22 protein-coding genes are annotated in these 20,105 nt (G+C 44.7%); 1 reads left to right on the plus strand and 21 read right to left on the minus strand.

Annotation, left to right across the window (positions count from 1 at the left end; translation table 11 throughout):
• Positions 1-94 precede the first annotated feature (94 nt).
• Entirely contained in the window at positions 95-961 is an 867-nt protein-coding gene (locus tag H8S64_RS14915; RefSeq protein WP_186977051.1) for an AraC family transcriptional regulator, read from the plus strand.
• A gap of 216 nt (positions 962-1,177) precedes the next feature.
• Here the strand turns inward: H8S64_RS14915 and H8S64_RS14920 are convergent, their stop codons facing one another.
• From H8S64_RS14920 to H8S64_RS15020, 21 genes are all read right to left on the minus strand, one after another.
• Entirely contained in the window at positions 1,178-1,762 is a 585-nt protein-coding gene (locus H8S64_RS14920) for a sigma-70 family RNA polymerase sigma factor (protein ID WP_186977053.1), read from the minus strand.
• A 57-nt stretch (positions 1,763-1,819) separates the two neighbouring features.
• Positions 1,820-2,422 (minus strand): rhomboid family intramembrane serine protease, encoded by a 603-nt coding sequence (locus H8S64_RS14925; protein ID WP_099290737.1) that lies wholly within the window; start codon positions 2,420-2,422, stop codon positions 1,820-1,822.
• Between the two features lie 9 nt (positions 2,423-2,431).
• Positions 2,432-3,070 (minus strand): murein L,D-transpeptidase catalytic domain family protein, encoded by a 639-nt coding sequence (locus H8S64_RS14930; protein ID WP_255469564.1) that lies wholly within the window; start codon positions 3,068-3,070, stop codon positions 2,432-2,434.
• Between the two features lie 59 nt (positions 3,071-3,129).
• A complete protein-coding gene (locus tag H8S64_RS14935) occupies positions 3,130-4,050 on the minus strand; it encodes a L,D-transpeptidase (RefSeq protein ID WP_227217665.1) in 921 nt (306 codons plus the stop codon).
• A 131-nt stretch (positions 4,051-4,181) separates the two neighbouring features.
• Complete coding sequence (locus H8S64_RS14940; protein WP_065218712.1) at positions 4,182-4,637, minus strand: ATP synthase subunit C-like protein; 456 nt, start codon at positions 4,635-4,637, stop codon at positions 4,182-4,184.
• Between the two features lie 42 nt (positions 4,638-4,679).
• The gene (locus H8S64_RS14945; protein WP_186977057.1) at positions 4,680-6,515 is read right to left on the minus strand and encodes a V-type ATP synthase subunit I; all 1,836 of its coding nucleotides are present in this window, start codon (positions 6,513-6,515) and stop codon (positions 4,680-4,682) included.
• A 15-nt stretch (positions 6,516-6,530) separates the two neighbouring features.
• Entirely contained in the window at positions 6,531-7,121 is a 591-nt protein-coding gene (locus tag H8S64_RS14950; protein WP_099290740.1) for a V-type ATP synthase subunit D, read from the minus strand.
• A gap of 39 nt (positions 7,122-7,160) precedes the next feature.
• Positions 7,161-7,535, minus strand: a complete 375-nt coding sequence (locus H8S64_RS14955; protein WP_186977059.1) for a four helix bundle protein — start codon at positions 7,533-7,535, stop codon at positions 7,161-7,163.
• Positions 7,536-7,582: 47 nt separating this feature from the next.
• A complete protein-coding gene (locus H8S64_RS14960) occupies positions 7,583-8,905 on the minus strand; it encodes a V-type ATP synthase subunit B (protein ID WP_186977061.1) in 1,323 nt (440 codons plus the stop codon).
• A gap of 80 nt (positions 8,906-8,985) precedes the next feature.
• Positions 8,986-10,746 carry a V-type ATP synthase subunit A gene (locus H8S64_RS14965; RefSeq protein WP_186977062.1) on the minus strand — a complete coding sequence of 587 codons (1,761 nt, stop codon included), beginning with the start codon at positions 10,744-10,746 and terminating at the stop codon, positions 8,986-8,988.
• A gap of 21 nt (positions 10,747-10,767) precedes the next feature.
• On the minus strand, positions 10,768-11,595 hold the full coding sequence (locus H8S64_RS14970) for a DUF2764 family protein (RefSeq protein ID WP_255469557.1): 828 nt from the start codon (positions 11,593-11,595) through the stop codon (positions 10,768-10,770).
• A 34-nt stretch (positions 11,596-11,629) separates the two neighbouring features.
• Complete coding sequence (locus H8S64_RS14975) at positions 11,630-12,244, minus strand: V-type ATP synthase subunit E family protein (protein ID WP_099290744.1); 615 nt, start codon at positions 12,242-12,244, stop codon at positions 11,630-11,632.
• A gap of 462 nt (positions 12,245-12,706) precedes the next feature.
• Positions 12,707-12,880: a hypothetical protein gene (locus H8S64_RS14980; protein ID WP_176554941.1), complete on the minus strand. Its 174-nt coding sequence runs from the start codon at positions 12,878-12,880 to the stop codon at positions 12,707-12,709.
• A 6-nt stretch (positions 12,881-12,886) separates the two neighbouring features.
• The gene (locus H8S64_RS14985; RefSeq protein WP_186977066.1) at positions 12,887-13,519 is read right to left on the minus strand and encodes a DUF6266 family protein; all 633 of its coding nucleotides are present in this window, start codon (positions 13,517-13,519) and stop codon (positions 12,887-12,889) included.
• Positions 13,520-13,633: 114 nt separating this feature from the next.
• Positions 13,634-14,215, minus strand: a complete 582-nt coding sequence (locus H8S64_RS14990; RefSeq protein ID WP_186977068.1) for an N-acetylmuramoyl-L-alanine amidase — start codon at positions 14,213-14,215, stop codon at positions 13,634-13,636.
• A gap of 58 nt (positions 14,216-14,273) precedes the next feature.
• Positions 14,274-14,624 carry a 3TM-type holin gene (locus H8S64_RS14995; RefSeq protein ID WP_255469558.1) on the minus strand — a complete coding sequence of 117 codons (351 nt, stop codon included), beginning with the start codon at positions 14,622-14,624 and terminating at the stop codon, positions 14,274-14,276.
• A 14-nt stretch (positions 14,625-14,638) separates the two neighbouring features.
• Positions 14,639-15,274: a hypothetical protein gene (locus H8S64_RS15000; protein WP_186977072.1), complete on the minus strand. Its 636-nt coding sequence runs from the start codon at positions 15,272-15,274 to the stop codon at positions 14,639-14,641.
• A 185-nt stretch (positions 15,275-15,459) separates the two neighbouring features.
• Positions 15,460-15,873 carry a hypothetical protein gene (locus tag H8S64_RS15005; protein ID WP_176554943.1) on the minus strand — a complete coding sequence of 138 codons (414 nt, stop codon included), beginning with the start codon at positions 15,871-15,873 and terminating at the stop codon, positions 15,460-15,462.
• A 364-nt stretch (positions 15,874-16,237) separates the two neighbouring features.
• Positions 16,238-16,945, minus strand: a complete 708-nt coding sequence (locus H8S64_RS15010) for a tyrosine-protein phosphatase (protein ID WP_099290748.1) — start codon at positions 16,943-16,945, stop codon at positions 16,238-16,240.
• Positions 16,945-19,305 (minus strand): GumC family protein, encoded by a 2,361-nt coding sequence (locus H8S64_RS15015; protein ID WP_186977157.1) that lies wholly within the window; start codon positions 19,303-19,305, stop codon positions 16,945-16,947. Before H8S64_RS15015 ends, H8S64_RS15010 begins: the two co-directional genes overlap by 1 nt.
• 23 nt (positions 19,306-19,328) lie before the next feature.
• Positions 19,329-20,099 carry a polysaccharide biosynthesis/export family protein gene (locus H8S64_RS15020; protein WP_186977074.1) on the minus strand — a complete coding sequence of 257 codons (771 nt, stop codon included), beginning with the start codon at positions 20,097-20,099 and terminating at the stop codon, positions 19,329-19,331.
• Positions 20,100-20,105: the final 6 nt, after the last annotated feature.

Below are 20,105 nucleotides of genomic sequence, written 5' to 3' on the forward strand. Positions count from 1 at the left end.
GGCAAAATTACATTACTTTATTGTTGCATATTTGTCATATTATCTCGTATATTTGTTGAATATTTGCAACAAGATAGATTTTAAACCTTCTTTTATGGAAGATACCGTCATTCCTTACGAATTACCCGATGTGGAGAATCACTCGTTTTTCTTCATAGACCAACGAGTCAAAATAAATATCGAAGCAAAACTACATCAGCACGATGCATGGGAATTGTACTACGTCGTTCACGGGCAAGGCAATCGGATGGCAGGCGATACGCTACAGCCCTTCGCGGCGGGCGACGTGGCATTAATCCCCCCGTCTATGCTTCACCGTTGGGAATACGCGCCAAATTCAGCGGACGATGACGGGTGTATACGCTATCTGATGGTAGCTTTCAGCCATTCGCTAGTGGAGCGTTGCATAGAAGTATTCCCGGAATTACGGAATCGACTGGCAGGCATCACGTTTCCGACCGATGCTCTAAAATTCGGCCCTGAAAGCTCCCGCATCATACGCGAAATATTATCTGAAATGAACGATATGGACGAGTTGGGACGCTTAAGCGAGATGATGCGCTTGTTACCCATCATCTTTACCACATCTGACCACACGTTCGCGGGCAAACCAATGCGCATCGAGCGGGACGTGCGGCGGATGCAACAAATCTGCACCTACGTGATGGCACACTATGTCCATGCTATTTCTTTGGATGACATTGCCACGGAAGTGGGGATGAACCGTTCGGCATTTTGTTCCTACTTCAAACGATGCAAAGGGATGACTTTTTCGCAATTCGTTACTCAATACCGTTTAAATACCGCCTGCGAACTACTGAAGCACTCGCGAAAGCAAGTATCGGAGATATGCTACACCGTAGGATTTAACGATGTCCCGCATTTTAATCGTATCTTCAAGAAAATAAAGCACATATCTCCGAAAGAGTATAGGAATAATCATTCAGACCAAATAATTTAGAAGATTTATTTATAAACACTATCCGTTGTAATCCCATGCATATCCCGTGGAGAATAGGGATTATTCTCGCTTCAAAGCCGGTACAAAGCCGGTGTAAAGCCGCTCGGGAGCATCTTTATACCGGCTAAACACCTTGTATAATAAGACATTAACACGGAAATTCAATAAGATATCCACGTGTCTTCCATGCTATTACCTACTATTAAGATATGGAACTCACGTGATTTCCAATAATCTTTTTTCAAGAAAAAATAAACACACCGCAATATCGCCCTCTTTTTCAGTTGTTTGCCTGAGTTTTTTTAACGCTTTTACCAGAAGAGAATTTACTGTCGAAACCGAAATTCCCAATTCATCCGCCACCTCTTTATATTTCATTCCCTTCAAATACACGCTTCGAATAATCTCTTGTGTTCTGGGCGGCAACTTCCCGATTTCCGTTTCCACCCGCTGGAAAACCTCGTCCTCGAAACTATCATATTCTTCCCAAGGACTCTCGTAACGTGCCACGTCACAAGCCCGCCTTAACGGATCTATTCTATCGAGCTGGTTCAAAGCCAAGTTACGCACGGAAGTAAACAAATATGATTTCAGTGTATCAGGCTGTAACTTATCCGCAAACGACTTCTCCCACAATTTAACGAAAAAATCCTGTACCACATCCTCCGAACGCTGAGTATCGTGCAAAAAAGTAGCTGCCCAAACCACTAGCGGCTTGTAGTATTCTTTAAAGAGAAGCTCCATTCCACCTATCTTCCGCTCTTTCAGCAACTCGCAAATCTCTTGGTCACTCACTCGCATATCCCATTTTTTGCACTTGAGTTACAAATATAGAGAATTTTATTCTCTAAAAACGGATTAGTGCCTTAAAAGTTGCTGTATAAATATCTGCAATAACCCGGGTTCCAGTAATATCGGGAAAATAAAACCATACACCGCCCCGTAGAAATGGGCATTGTGATTGATATTATCCCCGCCCCGCTTCGCCATGTACTGGCAATACCATAAATAAACGAAACCGAACACGATACCGGGAATAGGAATCGCGGCGAATAAATAAATCTTATCCCAAGGATTCAAGAATATGGCGGTAAACAACACTGCCGATACCGCCCCCGAAGCCCCGATAGAAGTATAATATCGATTATCCCGGTATTTCCACAAATCATATAGAGAAGCCGCTATCATTCCACCGAAGTACAGGAGTAAAAAACTCCCCCCGCTAAAGCCCAAATACCCGAAAGCACTCTCCACGTACTGACCGAAAGAAAGAAACGTGAACATATTCACGAACAAATGCACCCAATCCGCGTGTACAAACCCGTGAGAAATAATACGGTACCACTCCTTAGAGTGTATCATACGGTAAGGCGAATATGACAGCTTGTTAAATAACGAATCATTGCTAAAACAAGCTATTGATACCACCACCGTGACAATAAGTATAGCGTAAGTTATCATATCCAATATTTAAAAAATTTTCCTATCCGTATCCCCGGCAAAAGCGGTTCGCTCGGCATAAGTCTTGTCATCCCCATGAATATATAAAAGAGTTCCACCCTTTATCGTGTCAATAATCTTTTTACACACCGTCAGCGGTAAAGCCGGACATCCCAAGCTGCGTCCCAATCGACCGCACGACCGAATAGTGGACGGATCAGCATAGGCAGCCCCATGCATCACGATAGCCCGTTCTTTCGCGTTATCATTTATTCCTTTTTCCAATCCGTCAAGAATCAAGGAATACCCGTTCTTCCCGTAATAAGTATTTTCCGTCCGATAGAAACCCAACGAACTCTTGTAAGAACCCTCTTTATTGGAAAATGAAGTAGCGTACTTTTCCCCGCTGTTTCTCCCGTGCGACACGTATGACACGTAGAGTAACTTCTTCAATTTCAGATTAACCACGTACAAACGCTTCTCGGTAGAAGGTTTCGAGAAATCAATCAAAGTGAGAATATCCTTCGCCAATGAATCCGTTTGATTATACCCGGCAATCGCTCGTTCAAAAAGAGCATAATCCACGATACCCTCCAAACCGATCTCGTGATAAAGCGTTTTGCTATTCACGGGCAAATGCCTTTCAGCCGCAACACCCGGTTGCGCCATCCAACAAATAATCCCGACAAAAAAAAGCGTCAAAAATACACGCATAACTATCATTTACATTAATCAAACACGATCACCAATGTCTTCTCCACCTCTGCCCAATCATACATGAACTTGGCATGTGACGTGGCATTTCTCACGCACATGTGCGACCTTGGCGTTGTCCCGAGCGACCAACTGAACTCTATCAACTCGTTGTGAGGGTAATTCACCGGTACCCCGTGTAAATAAGCTCCCCCTGTAAACCGGATAGCGTATGGTGCAAACCCTCCTTCTTCCGCCGACCCGTCCTTCAAGAACAACATCTCCGACAATTTCTTTTGAATGAAATAAATTCCCGGGGGTGTCGGCTGTTGATAAGGCGGTCTGTTAGCTCCCGTTGTAATCGGATTCATACTCCGCACCAACCACGTGGTTCCATCCTGTTCCAAAGTTGCTATGTTCTGGTTCGTTCGGTCAACAAATATAACTTTTTTAATTGAAAGAGGACCTATCAGCTTCATGTATTTTTTAGGCACGTGCCACACGCCACCGAAAGTAGCCGGGATAATCTGGAAATAATCGGCACTATCGCTGATCACGGAAACGTAAGCCCCGTCCCGACCGTAACGGAATGGAACTTTCACGTTACCTAAGCTGTACAAAGGAATCCCTTGATAACGATTTACCCCGAACGTATCCCTAATCTGCTTGTATTTATTGGTTATATATTTTTCTGTCAAAGGGGCTTCACCATTCTGATTTTTATAATTCCTTAACACGCCATACCCGTCATTCCGCTCTTGAAACGTCACGAGTGAATCCAAAAATGCCGAAATCTTATCCCACTGGAAACGTCGCTCCTGCTTCCCGTACTTATACGTGTCCGACAAAGTATGCCGGTCATACAACAACTTCTTCTTTATCTCGACGGCATGTGTTTCCACTCCCAACCACATGAAAAGTAGAATCAAGCCGTAACGTTTTATCCGAATCATCATTATTCAACATTTATATTTCAATAATGATGATACGTTAAAAAATCACATTTTGTTATCATGAAATAATAAAACGGGGACTTACACACGAAGTCCCCGTTTTTCAGATATAATTAAAATCTATACTTTGATACTTATGCAGGAATCAACCCCGTGATCAAGATCAACACCAACAATCCCAAGATAGCATACAACTCCGGGAACACGGCCAACACCATAGTAGTACCGAATACGTTATAACCGCTACCGATAGCCACGATACCGTTGGCACATACTTGAGCCTGACGGATAGCAGAGAAGAATGCCACCAAACCAAGACCTAACCCGGCACCGAAAATAGCTGAAGCAGGTCCCCAACCCATATCCACGTTCGTCAAGAAGCTACTCAACAGGAAGTATCCCACGAATCCGTACAAACCTTGTGAAGAAGGTAAGGCGGACAAACCGATATACTGACCGGAAGCGGTCGGATTTTTCTTCAACGCCCCCACGGCTGCATTACCGCAAATAGTAACCCCGTAAGCACTACCGATACCTGATAATGCCACCATCAACGCAATACCTAAATAAGCTAATAAAATTGGTTCCATAATTCTAATCTATTTAATTTGTTATTTTTATAATCTTTGTTTTTAATCATTTACTTTTTTTCTGAACGGCTCGTATTGCTTACCGCCACCTTCAAATCCGGCATTCTTGTAGAACTCCACGAAAGTCAAACGCATCGGGTGCACGAACGAACTGATCATACACAAACCGAAGTTAATCGAGTGACCAATAATCAAGATCAGAAATACCGCAATAAATTTTACAACGGCAGGTAGACCGTCCGTGAGTTGGAATGCCAACGTGTTGAACACTCCTCCCAAAATACTACCCGTCAACCCGATAGCGAAAAGACGGATATAGGAAAGCGTGTCCCCCAGCAATCCGGTAGCCATGTTGTACGTTCCCCACAACCCGGAGCCGAAATTCGTGAAAACTCCCTTTCCCGGAGAGTTGTAGAAGTAGATCGTGAGCGCACAGAGTCCCAAAAGCACGTACAACACGTACTTCAAAACCTCCGGAATCACCACCTTCAACATCGGCAACCCGATCAACACTCCCAACAAGATAATTGCACCGACCCAACCTAACGTGGAAACCGCGTACTTAAACCCGAATTGTTTCGTCAACCGAGCGGCATTCAAACACATTCCGTAAAGAATCTGAATAATACCCACGGCAACAGCGATAATCATCATCGGATTATAACCTCCCAAATATTTACCATAGTTCGCTTCTGTCAGGAACAACGATTTCACACCGGCAAGCCAAGGCCATTCCACGCTATCCAGAGCAATACCGAAGAACGAACCCGTTAATAACCCGACAACAACCGTCATGAGTCCCAGATACTGCCCCAACACGAGGTATCCTTTTATCGCAGGAGAAGCCTTTCGCCCGATGATAAAGCACACCAACCAGATAATCAACCCGTATCCGCCATCTCCCATACACATTCCGAAGAACAGCATAAAAAACGGAGCAAGGAAGGGGGTCAAATCCAATTCCTTGTATTGCGGCAAAGCAAACATCTTCGTTACCGGCTCAAATAATCTTGAATAGGCGCTATTCTTCAACTGCACGGGAACATCATCCTCGGGTGTAGGTCTGGTAAACTCGAAATACACATCCTTCGTTTCGAGGAAACTTCTCATCTCTGCTTCCTTCTCGACGGGAATCCATCCTTCCAATGCAATCACCTTTTCGTCCACGAACGTCTGCACGGCATCCTCCACTTTCAATTTATCCGCCATCTCCGTGATCTGTAAACGATACTTCTTCAAGCGTGCAATCGCATCTTGGGAAATCGCATCCAACTCTTCGCCGATCTTTACCGATTCCTCCCGTAGCCCTTTGATCTGTTTTTTTAACTCATCTTGGGTTGCTTGAGGGAATATATAGGGATCCGCTTCCAATTCCACCTTCATCCCGGCGGGAGTAACCGTGACAAAATACTTTTGCCCCATCATCTCGCTAATGACAACAGCATCATACGTCGCTTCCCATTCCGGTTGAAACTTCTGTTCCGCCACGGAAAAAAAATGAAATTCCCACCCAGCGGCTTCCAACTTCTGAATCTTCTCCCGGGAGAACTGTCCCCACGGACGATAAGCGGCATAGTCTTTCTCCAACCCGACCAATTGCTGGTCGATTTGTTCCTGTCTGTTATACAAACCTTCCAGATATTCCAGCAAATGCTCGTCGTCAGCCTTTACCTTCTCGATCTGCTCCACATCGTTCCGACTCTGCATATGCGTGATCATCTCTCCGGCACGTTTAATCAACATCAACTTAGCCTGAAGATCCGTATCTTCTGCCGATCGTTCCGTATTCTCGTGAATATGAACCATTCCCTTTTCCCGGAGCTCCCCGAGAAACGTCTGATATTCCTTGTAAAATATCAACAGGGATAATTTCATCATAGGTACTATCATAGACTATTCCTCCATCAATTTACGGGTTTTCACGATCTTCTGCGACGACTTGGACAGATTTTCCTCGTCCTCAAGAAAACGCTTAATCTTACGAATAGCTTCCTGATAACCCGGTATCTGCACCTTCTCGTACAAGTTCACCTTTTGGGTGGTCTTCTTTCTCGCCTTATCGAGCAACTCCATTTTTCTCGCGAAAAACTCTCTCTCCAAAGCGATACTCACCACTTTCTTGATGTATTCAACTCCGTCAAGGAGCCATCCCGGTTGGTTGAACAAGCTGAAATCCTTCACCTCGTAGTCCACCCCGTCCAGAACGGGCGTCTTCACCCCGGCAATCTTCTTCACCGACATCCTTACATCCTTCACGACGAGAATATCTTCCTTGTACTCGTCATAAAGCTGCAGCATATCGTTGAGCGAATTCAGCGTCTCCTCCAACTTCACACTAAACTCATCCGCCACCTGTTTCGCTTTCTTCACCTCCGACCGCAAAGCCGACTCCTTGTTTTTGATGGTAGGCAATGCCCGTACTCTCATCTTCAACTGCTTATCCAGCCCCTGAAGCGAAGTTTTATTATATTGAAACTTTATCACCTTACCAGTTTTTTAATTTTAGATTTTAAATTTTAGATTTTAAATTTCAGACTGCTTAGATTTTAAATTTTTACTTACAGTATTAATCGAAGCTACTATCATAGCCAAGATTTCCCTTGCTTCTTTTCTCAAAGGAGCGATCGGTTCCACTTTAGCCAAGCCAGATTCCTCAATAATTTCCAACCAATAAATTGTTTCATCACATTCCTCTTCAACAATTTTCATTTTATGGATAAAATCCTTATCCGATTTCGCTCGACATACTGCCCGATAATTAGCACCAACCGACAAAGCGCAACGAAGAATCTGATTTATAATCACTCGTGAAGCATAATTCTGTGGAAGTACTTCCACGAAACGAATTACCCCTAAACCTAACTTCTTCGTCTTATTTTGAAACTCAGCGCTATTCATCACTCAATTTAAAATCTAAAATCTAAAATTTAAAATCAAGAAAATTTTCATTCTGAAAATTTTCCAAATTGTTCGATAATCTCCGCCTTAATTCCCAATTCCGCCTTGTTAAAGTATTTCCGGAACAGCTCCCACGCTGTATCCAGCATCTGCTCGACACTGATGTTTACGTCAATGGCAAGTAGGTTGTTCGAATACTCTTTCGCGAAATCAAGGGTACGGCGGTCATAGTCCGTCAGGTCAAAACCGTTCTCCATCTTCGTGCGGGCATTGGCTGCATCGGCATACAGACGGATGGCGGCATTCATCACTTGCGGGTGATCCTTACGGGTTTTCTTACCGATCACGAGCTGTTTCAAACGAGACAAACTTCGGAACGGATCAACGATAACCTTACCGATCTCCGAATCCTTACGCAAGAATAACTGTCCCTCGGTAATGTACCCCGTGTTATCCGGAATAGCGTGTGTAATATCACCACCGGACAACGTGGTCACGGCAATAATCGTGATAGAACCTCCGGCAGGGAACTGCACCGCTTTCTCGTAAATCTTCGCCAAATCCGAGTATAGAGAACCCGGCATGGAATCCTTCGACGGGATTTGATCCATACGGTTAGACACGATACTCAAAGCATCGGCGTACAACGTCATATCCGTCAACAATACCAATACCTTCTCGTTCTTCTCCACGGCGAAATACTCGGCAGCCGTCAATGCCATATCCGGAACCAACAAACGCTCCACCGGGGGAGCCTCCGTCGTATTCACGAAACTGACAATACGGTCAAGCACTCCGGCATTATCGAACAGATTCTTGAAATACAGATAGTCGTCATTCGTCAATCCCATACCTCCCAAGATAATACGATCCGTCTGGGCTCTCAATGCCACGTTCGCCATTACTTGGTTATACGGTTGATCCGGATCGGCAAAGAACGGAATTTTCTGTCCGGACACCAACGTGTTGTTCAAATCGATACCCGCGATACCCGTTGCAATCAATTCCGACGGTTGTTTACGTCGAACCGGGTTCACGGAAGGACCTCCAATCTCTCGTTCCTCCCCGTCAACTGCCGGCCCCCCGTCAATCGGGTCGCCGAAAGCATTGAAGAAACGTCCGCACAAATCATCTCCAACCCTTAAAGTCGGAGCCTTCCCCAAGAATGTCACTTCTGCATTCGTCGGGATACCCTCCGTTCCGGAGAACACCTGAAGGGTTATATCATTACCCCAAATCTTCACGACCTGTGCCAACCGCCCGTCTACAATAGCCAATTCGTCATTTCCGACGCCTTGAGCATTCAACGTACACGTTGCCTTCGTGATCTGGGTAATCTTTGTATAAACTTTTTGAAAAGCAGTCGTCATACAATTTTAGATTTTAGATTTTAAATTTTAGATTGCTCTTCTTTCAATTTACAATTTAAAATTTAAAATTTACAATTATCTCATTTCTTTTTTCTCTCGTCAATAATCTCCTTCACCTCAGCCTCATACTTCTTGAAGGCATCGGATTGGAATTCGGAATAGTTCATCTGCTTGAATCCATTAATGATCCGTTTAAAGTAAGGATTAACCTCCTCGAACGTGTCAAAATTAAACTCGGAGCGAACCACACCCAACACCATTTCCAACATATACTTCTGGCGTTCCATTGAAGTAGAGCCGTCAATGTTGTCAAAAGCATCCTGCTGCAAGATCACGAAGTCAATCAACTCGGATTTCCAGTATACCACGTGATATTCCAATGGCACACCGTCATCTCCCAAAATGTCGATCTGTTCGGCTGTCTCCCGTCCCCGTACCAAAATATTACGGGCCTCATTCACTCCGTCGATCCACGTGTCGGAAATATTCTTCTTGGCAAACTCCACGAATTCCGGGTACTCCAGATACTTGGAATAAGACTCCAACGTATCGATAGCCGGGTAACGTTTAGCATCGGCACGAGCCTGCGACAGAGCATAGAAACAACGAGCCACCTTCTTCGTGGACTCCGTCACCGGCTCTTTCAAGTTACCACCGGCAGGCGACACCGTACCGATAAAAGTCACGGAACCCGTCTTACCGTTATTCAAGTACACCATCCCGGCACGAGCGTAGAAGTTAGAAATAATTGCAGACAAGTCCATCGGGAAAGCATCCTGTCCCGGCAACTCCTCCATACGGTTGGACATCTCACGCAAAGCCTGAGCCCAACGGGAAGTAGAGTCGGCAAGCAACAACACCTTCATACCCATGGAACGGTAATACTCCCCGATCGTCATTGCCGTGTAAACAGAAGCCTCACGGGCAGCAACGGGCATATTCGAGGTATTAGCAATAATCGTCGTTCTCTCGTACAACTTACGACCGGAACGGGGGTCTTCCAGTTCGGGGAACTCCGTGAAGATTTCCACCACCTCGTTCGCACGCTCGCCACAGGCAGCCATGATAATAATATCGGCATCGGCAAAACGCGAAAGAGCATGCTGTAACACGGTCTTTCCCGTACCGAACGGACCGGGAATAAATCCGGTACCACCCTCCAGAATCGGGTTCATCGTGTCGATAACACGTACTCCCGTCTCCATCTGACGTGACGGACGCGGCTTGTCCACGTAATTACGGATAGCTACCTTCACCGGCCATTTTTGTATCATACTCACGGGCACCTCTTTGCCTGCCTCGTCTTTCAACACAGCTATCGTGTCCATGATCGTGTACTCCCCGGCACCCACGATAGATGCCACGGTAAACTCGCCCTTCAGTTTGAAAGGCACCATTATCTTGTGATCCAACCAGTTCTCTTTCACGTTACCCAACCAGTCGGCAGCCTTCACCTTATCACCGACTTTTGCCAGTGGGGTAAAACTCCATTTCTTATCTGCCTCCAACGGGTTCGTGTACTCACCACGTTTCAAGAACACCCCGGTCATCTTGTCCAAATCGTTCTGAAGACCGTCAAAATTCTTGGATAGCAAGCCCGGTCCCAATGTTACCTCCAACATGTGATCCTCGAACTCCACTAAAGAACCGGGCTTCAATCCCCGGGTACTTTCAAAAACCTGCACATAAGCAATATCCCCAACCACCTTGATGACCTCCGCCATTAACCGCTCGTCCCCGAGCCGGATAAAACAGATCTCGTTCTGGGATACCGGTCCCTCGGTGCGCACAAGTACAAGATTGGAAATAATACTATGAACTTTTCCTTGTGTTTTATTCATCTCTCAATTTTAAATTTTAAATCACTTAAATTCTTCCGCGAACTCAAAACTCCGTCTAAACTTATCGACTACCTCCATGAATACCTTTCGTCCCGACTCGGAGCTCATCTTGCTCCACCTCTCGACGATCATCAGCTCAAGCATAAAACTCAAAACCTTTTCCATGGAAAAATACTCGTACACCACGGCTTCCTCGATGTAATCCCAATGAAGCAAATCTAATCCCCGTTCCCGTTCCACGAGATTAGGGTTATTCATCAGCGACATCACCTTCTCCGCGTAAGGATATTCCATACCCAAACCGAAATCTTTCGAGTTCGAAGTCCTCAGCGCCTTGGAAACCGCGTTATTACCAATAATCTCCGGGGCAACTTCCTTACCGTATTTCCGACAAGTAAAAGCGACTACCAAATTCTTAATATTCATCGAGAATTCCGCGTACTTTCTGACAAACTTGTTTCCACAATTCATCATATAATCGTAATACATCCAACTCAACACATTCTCGGGCGAAGTCTCGTATTTAAGATGTTCCCCTTTGAAATCGGCAATAAATTGATTCAGGTAAGCGGGTAAAGAATTTTTGGGTTCGGCTATTTCGTCTTCCAAGTGTTGCAACGGGTATACTGTTTCAAGGGCGGTATCAGGTTCCATTTTATTCAGCAAACGAAGGACTTGCTTGTTATCGGCAGGAAGGAAGAAAAGATTCATCAACTTCACGTCCTCCTTCTTCAAAGCCCCTTGCGCCAACTCCCGGAACCCGTTCACGGACAACGACAATTTCCGATCGTCCAGAAAGACCTCCGGTAAACCCGCGATTAAACAGTAGTAATTATTCTTTAATATCATCCTTTTCAAATTTTAGATACTAAAAATCCAATATCTATTTATTTTCTTCAAAAAGGAGCTTCTTCGTAAAGCCTTTGATATATTGGTTAAAGAAAGCCTCGAACAATTTCTCCGAGAACGCTATCTGGAACCCTCCGTCTTTTGGTTGGATCACGAATCCTTCGTCCAAGTTACCCACGTTCACCGTGAGCCCTTTATCCAGCAAATCCTTATATTTTGCCGTTACAAATGACTCGAATTTATCTTTCTCGTCAGCAGAAAGAAGTACTTCCATATCCAAATTCCCCCCGGCAACATCCCACTTCTTCACGATTGTCATAACCAACTCTTGAATGAAAGCCTTTTCCTCGAATCCGACCTTGGCAACCTCTCCCGCTACTTCTCCGGCAACAAGATTAGTAATTGCCTGTTTCAATGCCGTGATCGCTTGACGGGCACTCAACGTCATTTCAGACTCCGCCTTCTTCTTCAAGTTTGCCACATCGGTTTCGGCATCGGCATTCATCTGCTCCGCCTTTGCCTTTGCCTCGGCAACAATCTTTTCGGCCTCTTGCTTCGCTTGGTTGATGATATTCTCCGCCTCCCGGCGAGCCTTATCAACCCCCTCATCATAAAGCTTCTTGGTCAAAATATCTAATTTATTCTCCATAGTAAAAAACGTATTATATATATTAATTTATTCTTCTTTCATCCAGATAATCAGAACTCAATAAACGTGCCAGTGTTCCAGAAAAACGGCGTCAAGATATTAAAAAACCTTCACAAAAACAAATATTTTCTCATATTCCCAGGGCGAACGCATCAAAAGGCTTTTCGCCCGGTTCATAAAGTTGAGCTTTCAGCTCATAAAGTTTATAAAGTTCATAAAGTAACGGGCGTCCTTCGGACAAGGTTTACCGGCAGCTATGCTGCCGTGGACAAAGCGCCCGCTAGGGTCCATAAACCTTATGAACTTTATAGACTTTATAAACTTTTAACTAAAAGGGCGAAAAGCGTTTTGACGCATTCGCCCTGCTCGTATTCCAACAGCCTGCCAAAAGTACACGAGAAAAACTTATAAAACGAAAAGCCGCACCATTTAGATGCGACTCTTCACTTGTTTAACTTTTCGCTATTTCTCTCGTCGATGCTTACTCCACCGATATTTGCACCAAGCCACCACGACTGAACTGATCACTCCTCCCACGATACTCAATATCCCCGCTACTAAATCATTCGCCAACTGTGAGAAAAAGGCATTCAAACTCAACGTGAAGAATATTCCGGTAAAAAAATAAATACTCATCACGGATCACTCGATAATCAAATATTCACTATCCGATACTTGACTACCATTCTTTGACGTGGCAAAACAATAGGCCACAACCTTCGAGTTATCCCAACCTTTCGGAAGCGCGAAACTGGTACTGCCACTCTCGCCTCTATTCCTCAACGTGACAATCTTCAGGCGTTTCAATGCAGTCTCGAACAATACGGCATATACCCTATCATCCACTAACGAGTTAGCGTACTCGTCCTCGTTTGCCTCTTGCTCGAATTGATATTTACTTGTATCCGCACTATACGTCACCGAAATCTCCGGTACCTCAAGCCATCCTTCTGCCACCTTCATCCGCTCGAACTCCATCGTGGCAACGTGTCCTTCAGTCACGCTCACGGCTCCCATGTTCGCTTTCACGAAAGCGTTCGAAGTCGTTCCTCCTCCCACTCCCTTGAATCCTTTCCGGATAACCGCTAACAAACGACGGGCCAACTGTATCAACACTTTCATCCGTGCCCGCTGATCCAGAATTTCCGGCGTCGGATTATCTTTCCTCTTGAATACTTTCGCTTTCGCGACATTCTTCTTATTCGTGTAACACATCGTCACGTTCCCGACGGACTTCGTTACCTTTCCCAACAAATTTGAATCAAATATTGCCATAACAACAAAATTTAAATAATTAATAAATAAAAAACTCACCCTCCCGATTGAAGCGTGCGCACCACCTCAATCAAAAATTAAAAATCACTCTATCGTAATTCGTAAATCATAAATCTAAAATTGTAACGCCGGTCCCGGATCCACCTTCCTCGCCGTTACATCCGAATGCCCTACCACGTACTTTATCGGGTAACGCTTCTTCAACAACCGGCACACCTCCCGCAACACGTCCATCTGTACCCTCGTGTACTTGTGCCAGTAAGTAAGTTCTCTCCCGGAATCATCCGTGTATACCTCCTTGAAAGGCACCTCCCGTCCACATTCCGCCACAAACTTTCCCCCTTCCATCCGTAATTGTCCCAAGTTATCCAACTCGATCCCGATAGAATAATGATTCAACTCCTCTCGTCCGGCATACCAACTTCTCCCGGCATGCCAAGCCTCGATATTAAACGGCACCAACTGAACCACTTCCCCCGCTCTCCCGATTACCAGATGAGCCGAAGCCGCCACATCCGGTCGAGTCAGATAATGAGCCGATGACATACAATTACTCCCTGCCGTGTAATGTAAAATAATCATGTCCGGCCCGACAATAGCTCGTGTATTCTTCACGCAATCCAGATAAATCACCCCGTGACCTACCAACCGATCGTTCACAATTGAAAATTGAGAATTGAAAATTGAAAATGTCATAACAAAAATCTTTAAATTAATACTCGTAACTCATAAATCGTAAATCTAAAATTTAAAATCAGCGCCGCTTTCGTGCGATAGCCCCCAACATTTTCTCCCCGCTCCGCCCGATCACGTACCCACCCAATCCGATTTCCAACAAATCCCAAAACCGGGAAGAATCCGCCAAGATTGGCAAACTCGTGAAAGTCCCCACCAGAATGATCACCGCGAATGTCAGCATCACCAACGGCCTCCACGACCTCTGCAACCAATTCCCCGTCGCTTCCGCTTGAATCACGTTTGCTTGGACCTCTGCGATCTCACATTCATATTCGTACATCAACTTCATGATCTCTGCTTCCAATTCCTTTTTCTCCCTCGCCGGGAGTGTCAACCGACCGACTAACTCTCCGATCGCGTTCACCATATTCACTACCGGTTTCATTCTTCCTCTTGCAAACAGATATACTGGCTCGGCGACAACACTTTTCCGTTAGGGGAAATAAAATAACAATACACGTGTACTTTTTTCCCTTTCTTGCGGAACACCCTAAAATGAGCTTCCCGTTCCTTTCGACAAACCGTCAATTCATCAATTACCTCCGGGGAAAATGCCCTATCCTCGCGCAACACCATTACCCCCAACCGATCTTTCCCTTCCGTCAACGTCCCGATCAAACTATTCACCCATTTCAACGTCACCCGTCCTTCCTTATCCACCCATCCTTCCAAGTTAAACACCTTCTGTCGTTTCCCGGCAGCAAACTGCAATTGTGAATAATCCTTGATCCTCCCGTCCGGACCAAACGCCTTCAAATTCTCCTTCATGAAAAAAGCATAACCGCTAACACAGATCCCTTGGGCTGCAATATCCAGCACCTCATCCAAAGGCGTTTCCTTCAATTTCTGGTAAAACCGGACTGCCGTCCGAAACCTTGCCCGCACCGCCCGTTGTTCCTCCGTATTGGAGTCATTCCGCTTTGCCCGTTTTCTCAGAAACGTTTTACCCCCTAACCGGTAGAGAACAAAATCACCCACTCGTCCTCTGATTCCCAAACAATTTTTTACTTCTGCCATAAGCTCTCGTTTTAATAAATACCAACGTTTACATCTCTCTCGTTTTTCTGAATGCAAAAGTACATCCCCTGCCAAACTCCATCACTACACGCGTGCCCCGCGTGTAGTGATTTTATTTTCAATGCATTGATTATCAATAGCGATTTTTTTTGAAAAATCCACAAACTAACTCTACCCCACATCATTTAATGCCTCCGGGCATCCTTCTCATCTTTGGCCTGCTCTATCAAAAACACCAACTGTTTCGAAAACACCGCTACATCCTTCAGTCTTCCAAAAATATCCCGCTTCAGATCCCGGTAATTCGGAAGTTTCATCCCGAAAACCCGCTCCACCAGCTTGATAATCTCGTCATAACCCATCAACTTTCCCCTCGGCGACCACAACACCTTCGCTAGACAAATCCCCAATGCCAATTCCGCCATTTCCATTTTCGGATTTTCCGACTTCCAAATTGCCAGCGGTCCGTCATCCAGATGCCCGGCAAACCATTCCGGTTTTTCCAATCGCTCCCGTACCAACCGGATCTCGTGCTCCACCCGCATCAATACGGCATGAAGACACAAACTCACCGTGATCTTTTTTTCCAGTCCCGTCACAAATTTGATACACCTCGTCCCAAACCTGCAACCGGATACGGATACCTTCCAAACCTCGAGCCACCTCACTATAATCTCGCACCTCCTCACTCCATTTCACCAAATCGTTCACGAACTCCTGAACAATCACCTCTATTTGTTCACCCGACATCTCTTGAGCACCTTCTTTTAACCAAGAGAACAACCTCCCTTTCAATAAATGTTCCATAATCACATTTTTTAATTTATAAAAAAAGCCCCGGGAACTCTTCTCCCGAGGCATATCTTCAATCACCGCATCGTCTAACCGGCAATCCCTTTACCCATAAATCCTTTCATCAATCGTAAATCATGGAACGAACAAGAAATTCCTTCAATCTAAAATTTAAAATCGTAAATTAGTCAGGTTTTTCGCCTCTCCCGATCTCAAAAACTTCTCCAAAAGCTCCACTTGCTTGATCGAATGAATATCTCCCGAAACATGATCGATCAAACCTGCCGCTGCCAGAGCCTTCGCCCCGTGTTGAGCCTCTTTTCCGTAAAATCCGACAAACGATAACAGATTCACCTGCATCCGACATCCCCTGTGCTTCAAATCCTCAGCACGTTCTTCCAAATGCCCCGCGTAAAACGGGTAACGTTCCGGGTGTGCCAATACCGGCGTGTAGCCCTTGTCCTGCAATCGAAAAACCACCTCCTCGAAAGAAGGCGATGCCGCCACGAAACTATGCTCCACCAGCACTTTTCCCCCGTCAAACGAGGCAATATCCCCCTGCTTGATCAAATCTATCATGTACTCCCCGACTTTGTACTCCGCTCCCGCATCAGCGTCTATATCAATCCCCTCCTTTGCCAAACACGTTCTCAATGCCTCCAACTTCTCTAAAATCCCACCTCGCGTGTTCAAAGGCGACGGGAAAGATATATGAGGGGTAAAAGAAAACCTCTTCACCCCCAGTGCCAACATTTTCTTCACGATCACCACCGAATCCTCCATCTTCCTCACCCCGTCATCCAATCCCGGCAAGATATGAGAATGCACGTCATGCTCGTAAAAGAAGTATTGTTTATTCTCCCTTCGAAACCAACTCATCACTTTGTCGATTTACGTTTTTTCCCCTTTTTCTCACCGGCATCCTGCCCGTAGCCATAACCATAACCGTAGCCATAACCATAGCCATAACCGTACCCGTAACCACCGGAACGACTCATCTTTATACCGTTCACCACGATTCCTAAATTCTCCATACGTTTCCCTTTCTCCAGATCAGTAATCACCCGCAATCCCTTCTTGTCAAGCACATTTGCCCGAACCACGTAAACACAGGCATCCGCGTACCCGCTCAAGGAGAATCCATCCGCCAGTATCCCCAACGGCGGTGTATCAAGAATAATAACAGAAAAATCTTTTTTCAAGCATTCCAACAACTCGCCCATCCGGGGACTCGCTATCAACTGTGTCGGGTTCGGCGGTACAGTACCCCCGAATATCACGTGAAGGTTATCATCCACCTTCTCGATAATCGAACCCGGGTCATCCACCATCCCTGCCAAATACGCGGACAGCCCTTTCTTGTTCTCTCTCTTGAAATACTCGTTCAATTTCGGGTTTCGCAAGTCACAACCGATCACGATCACTTTCTTACCCGCCTTGGCATAAGCGTTAGCCAGATGTGCGGCAACCAGCGATTTTCCCTCTCTTGGTATAGTGGAAGAAACCATGATCACCGGCACTCCCTTTTGCTTGATCAAGTAATTCAAATTTTCCCGAATCAAATGCATCGATTCCGACATCAGGAAATCTTCTTGGGAAACAGACGTTTTATCCTCGGGTAATTGCAGCAAAGTTCCCAGCAAAGGTGAACTCACAACCTTTTCTACCTCGGAAGCATCTCTCACCTTCGTATCCCACATATCTGCCACAAACATAATCCCCACGGGCAAAACGACACCGATAAACAACCCGAATAATAAAATAAGCATTTTTCTCGGGGCTACCGGATGCTCCCCCGGGTCCGGGTTCTCGATAATTTTGGCCATCGGCACGTACATCAGCTTGGCGATCTCCGCCTCCTCCCGTTTCTGCATCAGGAACAAGAAAAGATTCTCCTTTAATTCCTGTTCGCGGGCAATGGAACGGTATTGTTTTTCTTGTGTTGGTACAGATGTCAACTTTTCTTCCACCTGTTGACTCTCTCGTTCCAAACTATTAATCTTGATATCCAATCCTTTTTCCACATTAGCAATAGCTAACCTGATACTACTTTTCAATTCCCTGAGTTGCATTTCCAACCCCGTAATAATTGGGTTGCTCTCACGAGCCGACTGTAATAATTTACCCCTCCGAAGTACCATCTCGTTATATTTACCAATCCCGCTATTCAAAGTCTCGTCTGTTAACCCCAACCGCTCTGGCAATATCCGAAACTCCTCGCCTTGCCTGTCTTCCAAATAAGCACGAACGCTCTTCACCACATCAAGCTCCGTTGCAAGTTTTAACAACTCAGCCTCCGTCACCTTTTTACGTTCCATCACAAGAGCCGCATCTGAAGTCAAATTTGTTAATTGGTTCTTTTTCTTAAATGATTCCGCATCATTCTCTATATCTCCTAGTTCTTGGTTGATTACTCGTAATCGTTCATTAATAAATTCTACCGTTTTTTCTGAAACTAGCTGTTTGTCCCCAATTCCATTCTCGTTGTATTTTTGGATCATCGTATAAAGAAAATCTATTCCTTTTTCAGGATTCGTTTCTTCCAACGAAACTTGAACAGCACTCGTATTTTTTTCCATAAGACCGACTTCCAAGCGTTTATGAAAATCTGTGGCAGCTTTTCCGTATGACATCAAATTTATACGAATTTCATCATTTGCTTTCATTAGAGTATCACCTTTCTCTATCGTCATCCGATAATTTCCCATCGAGATCGCCTGAGAAAAATTCCCTTCAAACACCACGTTCTTATCCACGTCAGCGACTTCCACTTTATCCTCATCTCGAACTATCACATAAAATATTGTATCTTTTATATTTTCAGGCAAGTCTACCAATATTCGCACTGGAACATTAGTGTACAATTTCTCATCTCTTAACATCCCTTCCCGACTGTAATCCACGTTCAATTCCAATTCTTTCACGACATCCAAAATCAAATTCTTCGACATCAACTCTACAATTTCATTCTCCACCAGCATGTTTCCTTGGAATAATCCTAGTTCCTTCAACATCGGGTTCACCCCAATTTCCCCTTTCTTTGAGTCACTAATCATCACTTTTGCACCAACCTTGTATATCGGTGTTGAACTAAAACAAACATACAAAGCTATCCCGCTGCACAAAGGAACACTAATTATAAACCACCACCAACGAGTTAAAATTTTATAGAAAAAAGTCCTCAGATCAAAATACTCTTCTTCTTCTACCTGTAATAAATTATTATCTTGGTTAGTCATCTTCATACATTTTTATTCTGTAACTACTTCGTCAAAGTGATAAGCGCCACAATCGTCGATAAACTTGATAGTATATAAGGCAAAAACGTGCTCATGCTTCCTCCAGCAATTCGACCTTTGGTTGGTTCCACATAAACCACATCATTCTGTTGTAGATAAAAAAATGGGGAATCAATAAAATTACTGGAAGTCAAATCTATCCGTGCAAAAATTTTCTCATCTCCCTCTTCTCGCATCACCAACACGTTCTTCCGCTTACCATTAATCTGCAAATCTCCCGCCATTCCTAGGGCATCAAACAAAGAAACCCGCTCGCTTGACATCCGGTAGCTCCCGGGATTTTTCACCTCTCCTAACACTGTCACTTTGAAATTCTGAAACTGAATTGTTACAATCGGGTTTTTCAAATAAACCGATAACTTCTCTTTTAACATCTCAGCCAGCTGGTTTCTCGATATTCCTTCAACTTTCAGCTTTCCTAACACCGGAAAATCAATCTCTCCGTTTTTATCAACAAGGTATCCTCTCGGAATCTGTTGAGTCGAAGTAGTATTTACCTCTCTCCCCAACCCAATCATAGGGGTATTAAAAGGTATTGCTGATTCCATGTCGTCACATGACACAATAATAGACAAGAGATCATCATTATGAATCACCATCTTATATTCACACTCCGCCTTTATACGCTTGTTCACATCTACATCCTGCAAATAAACAACTTTCTTACTCGAAGCACAAGAGACAAACAATATCCCCAAAAACAAATACAATGTAACTTTTTCCCAAATATGCATATCGTC

The organism is Butyricimonas hominis, assembly GCF_014287455.1.
Classification (GTDB): domain Bacteria; phylum Bacteroidota; class Bacteroidia; order Bacteroidales; family Marinifilaceae; genus Butyricimonas; species Butyricimonas muris.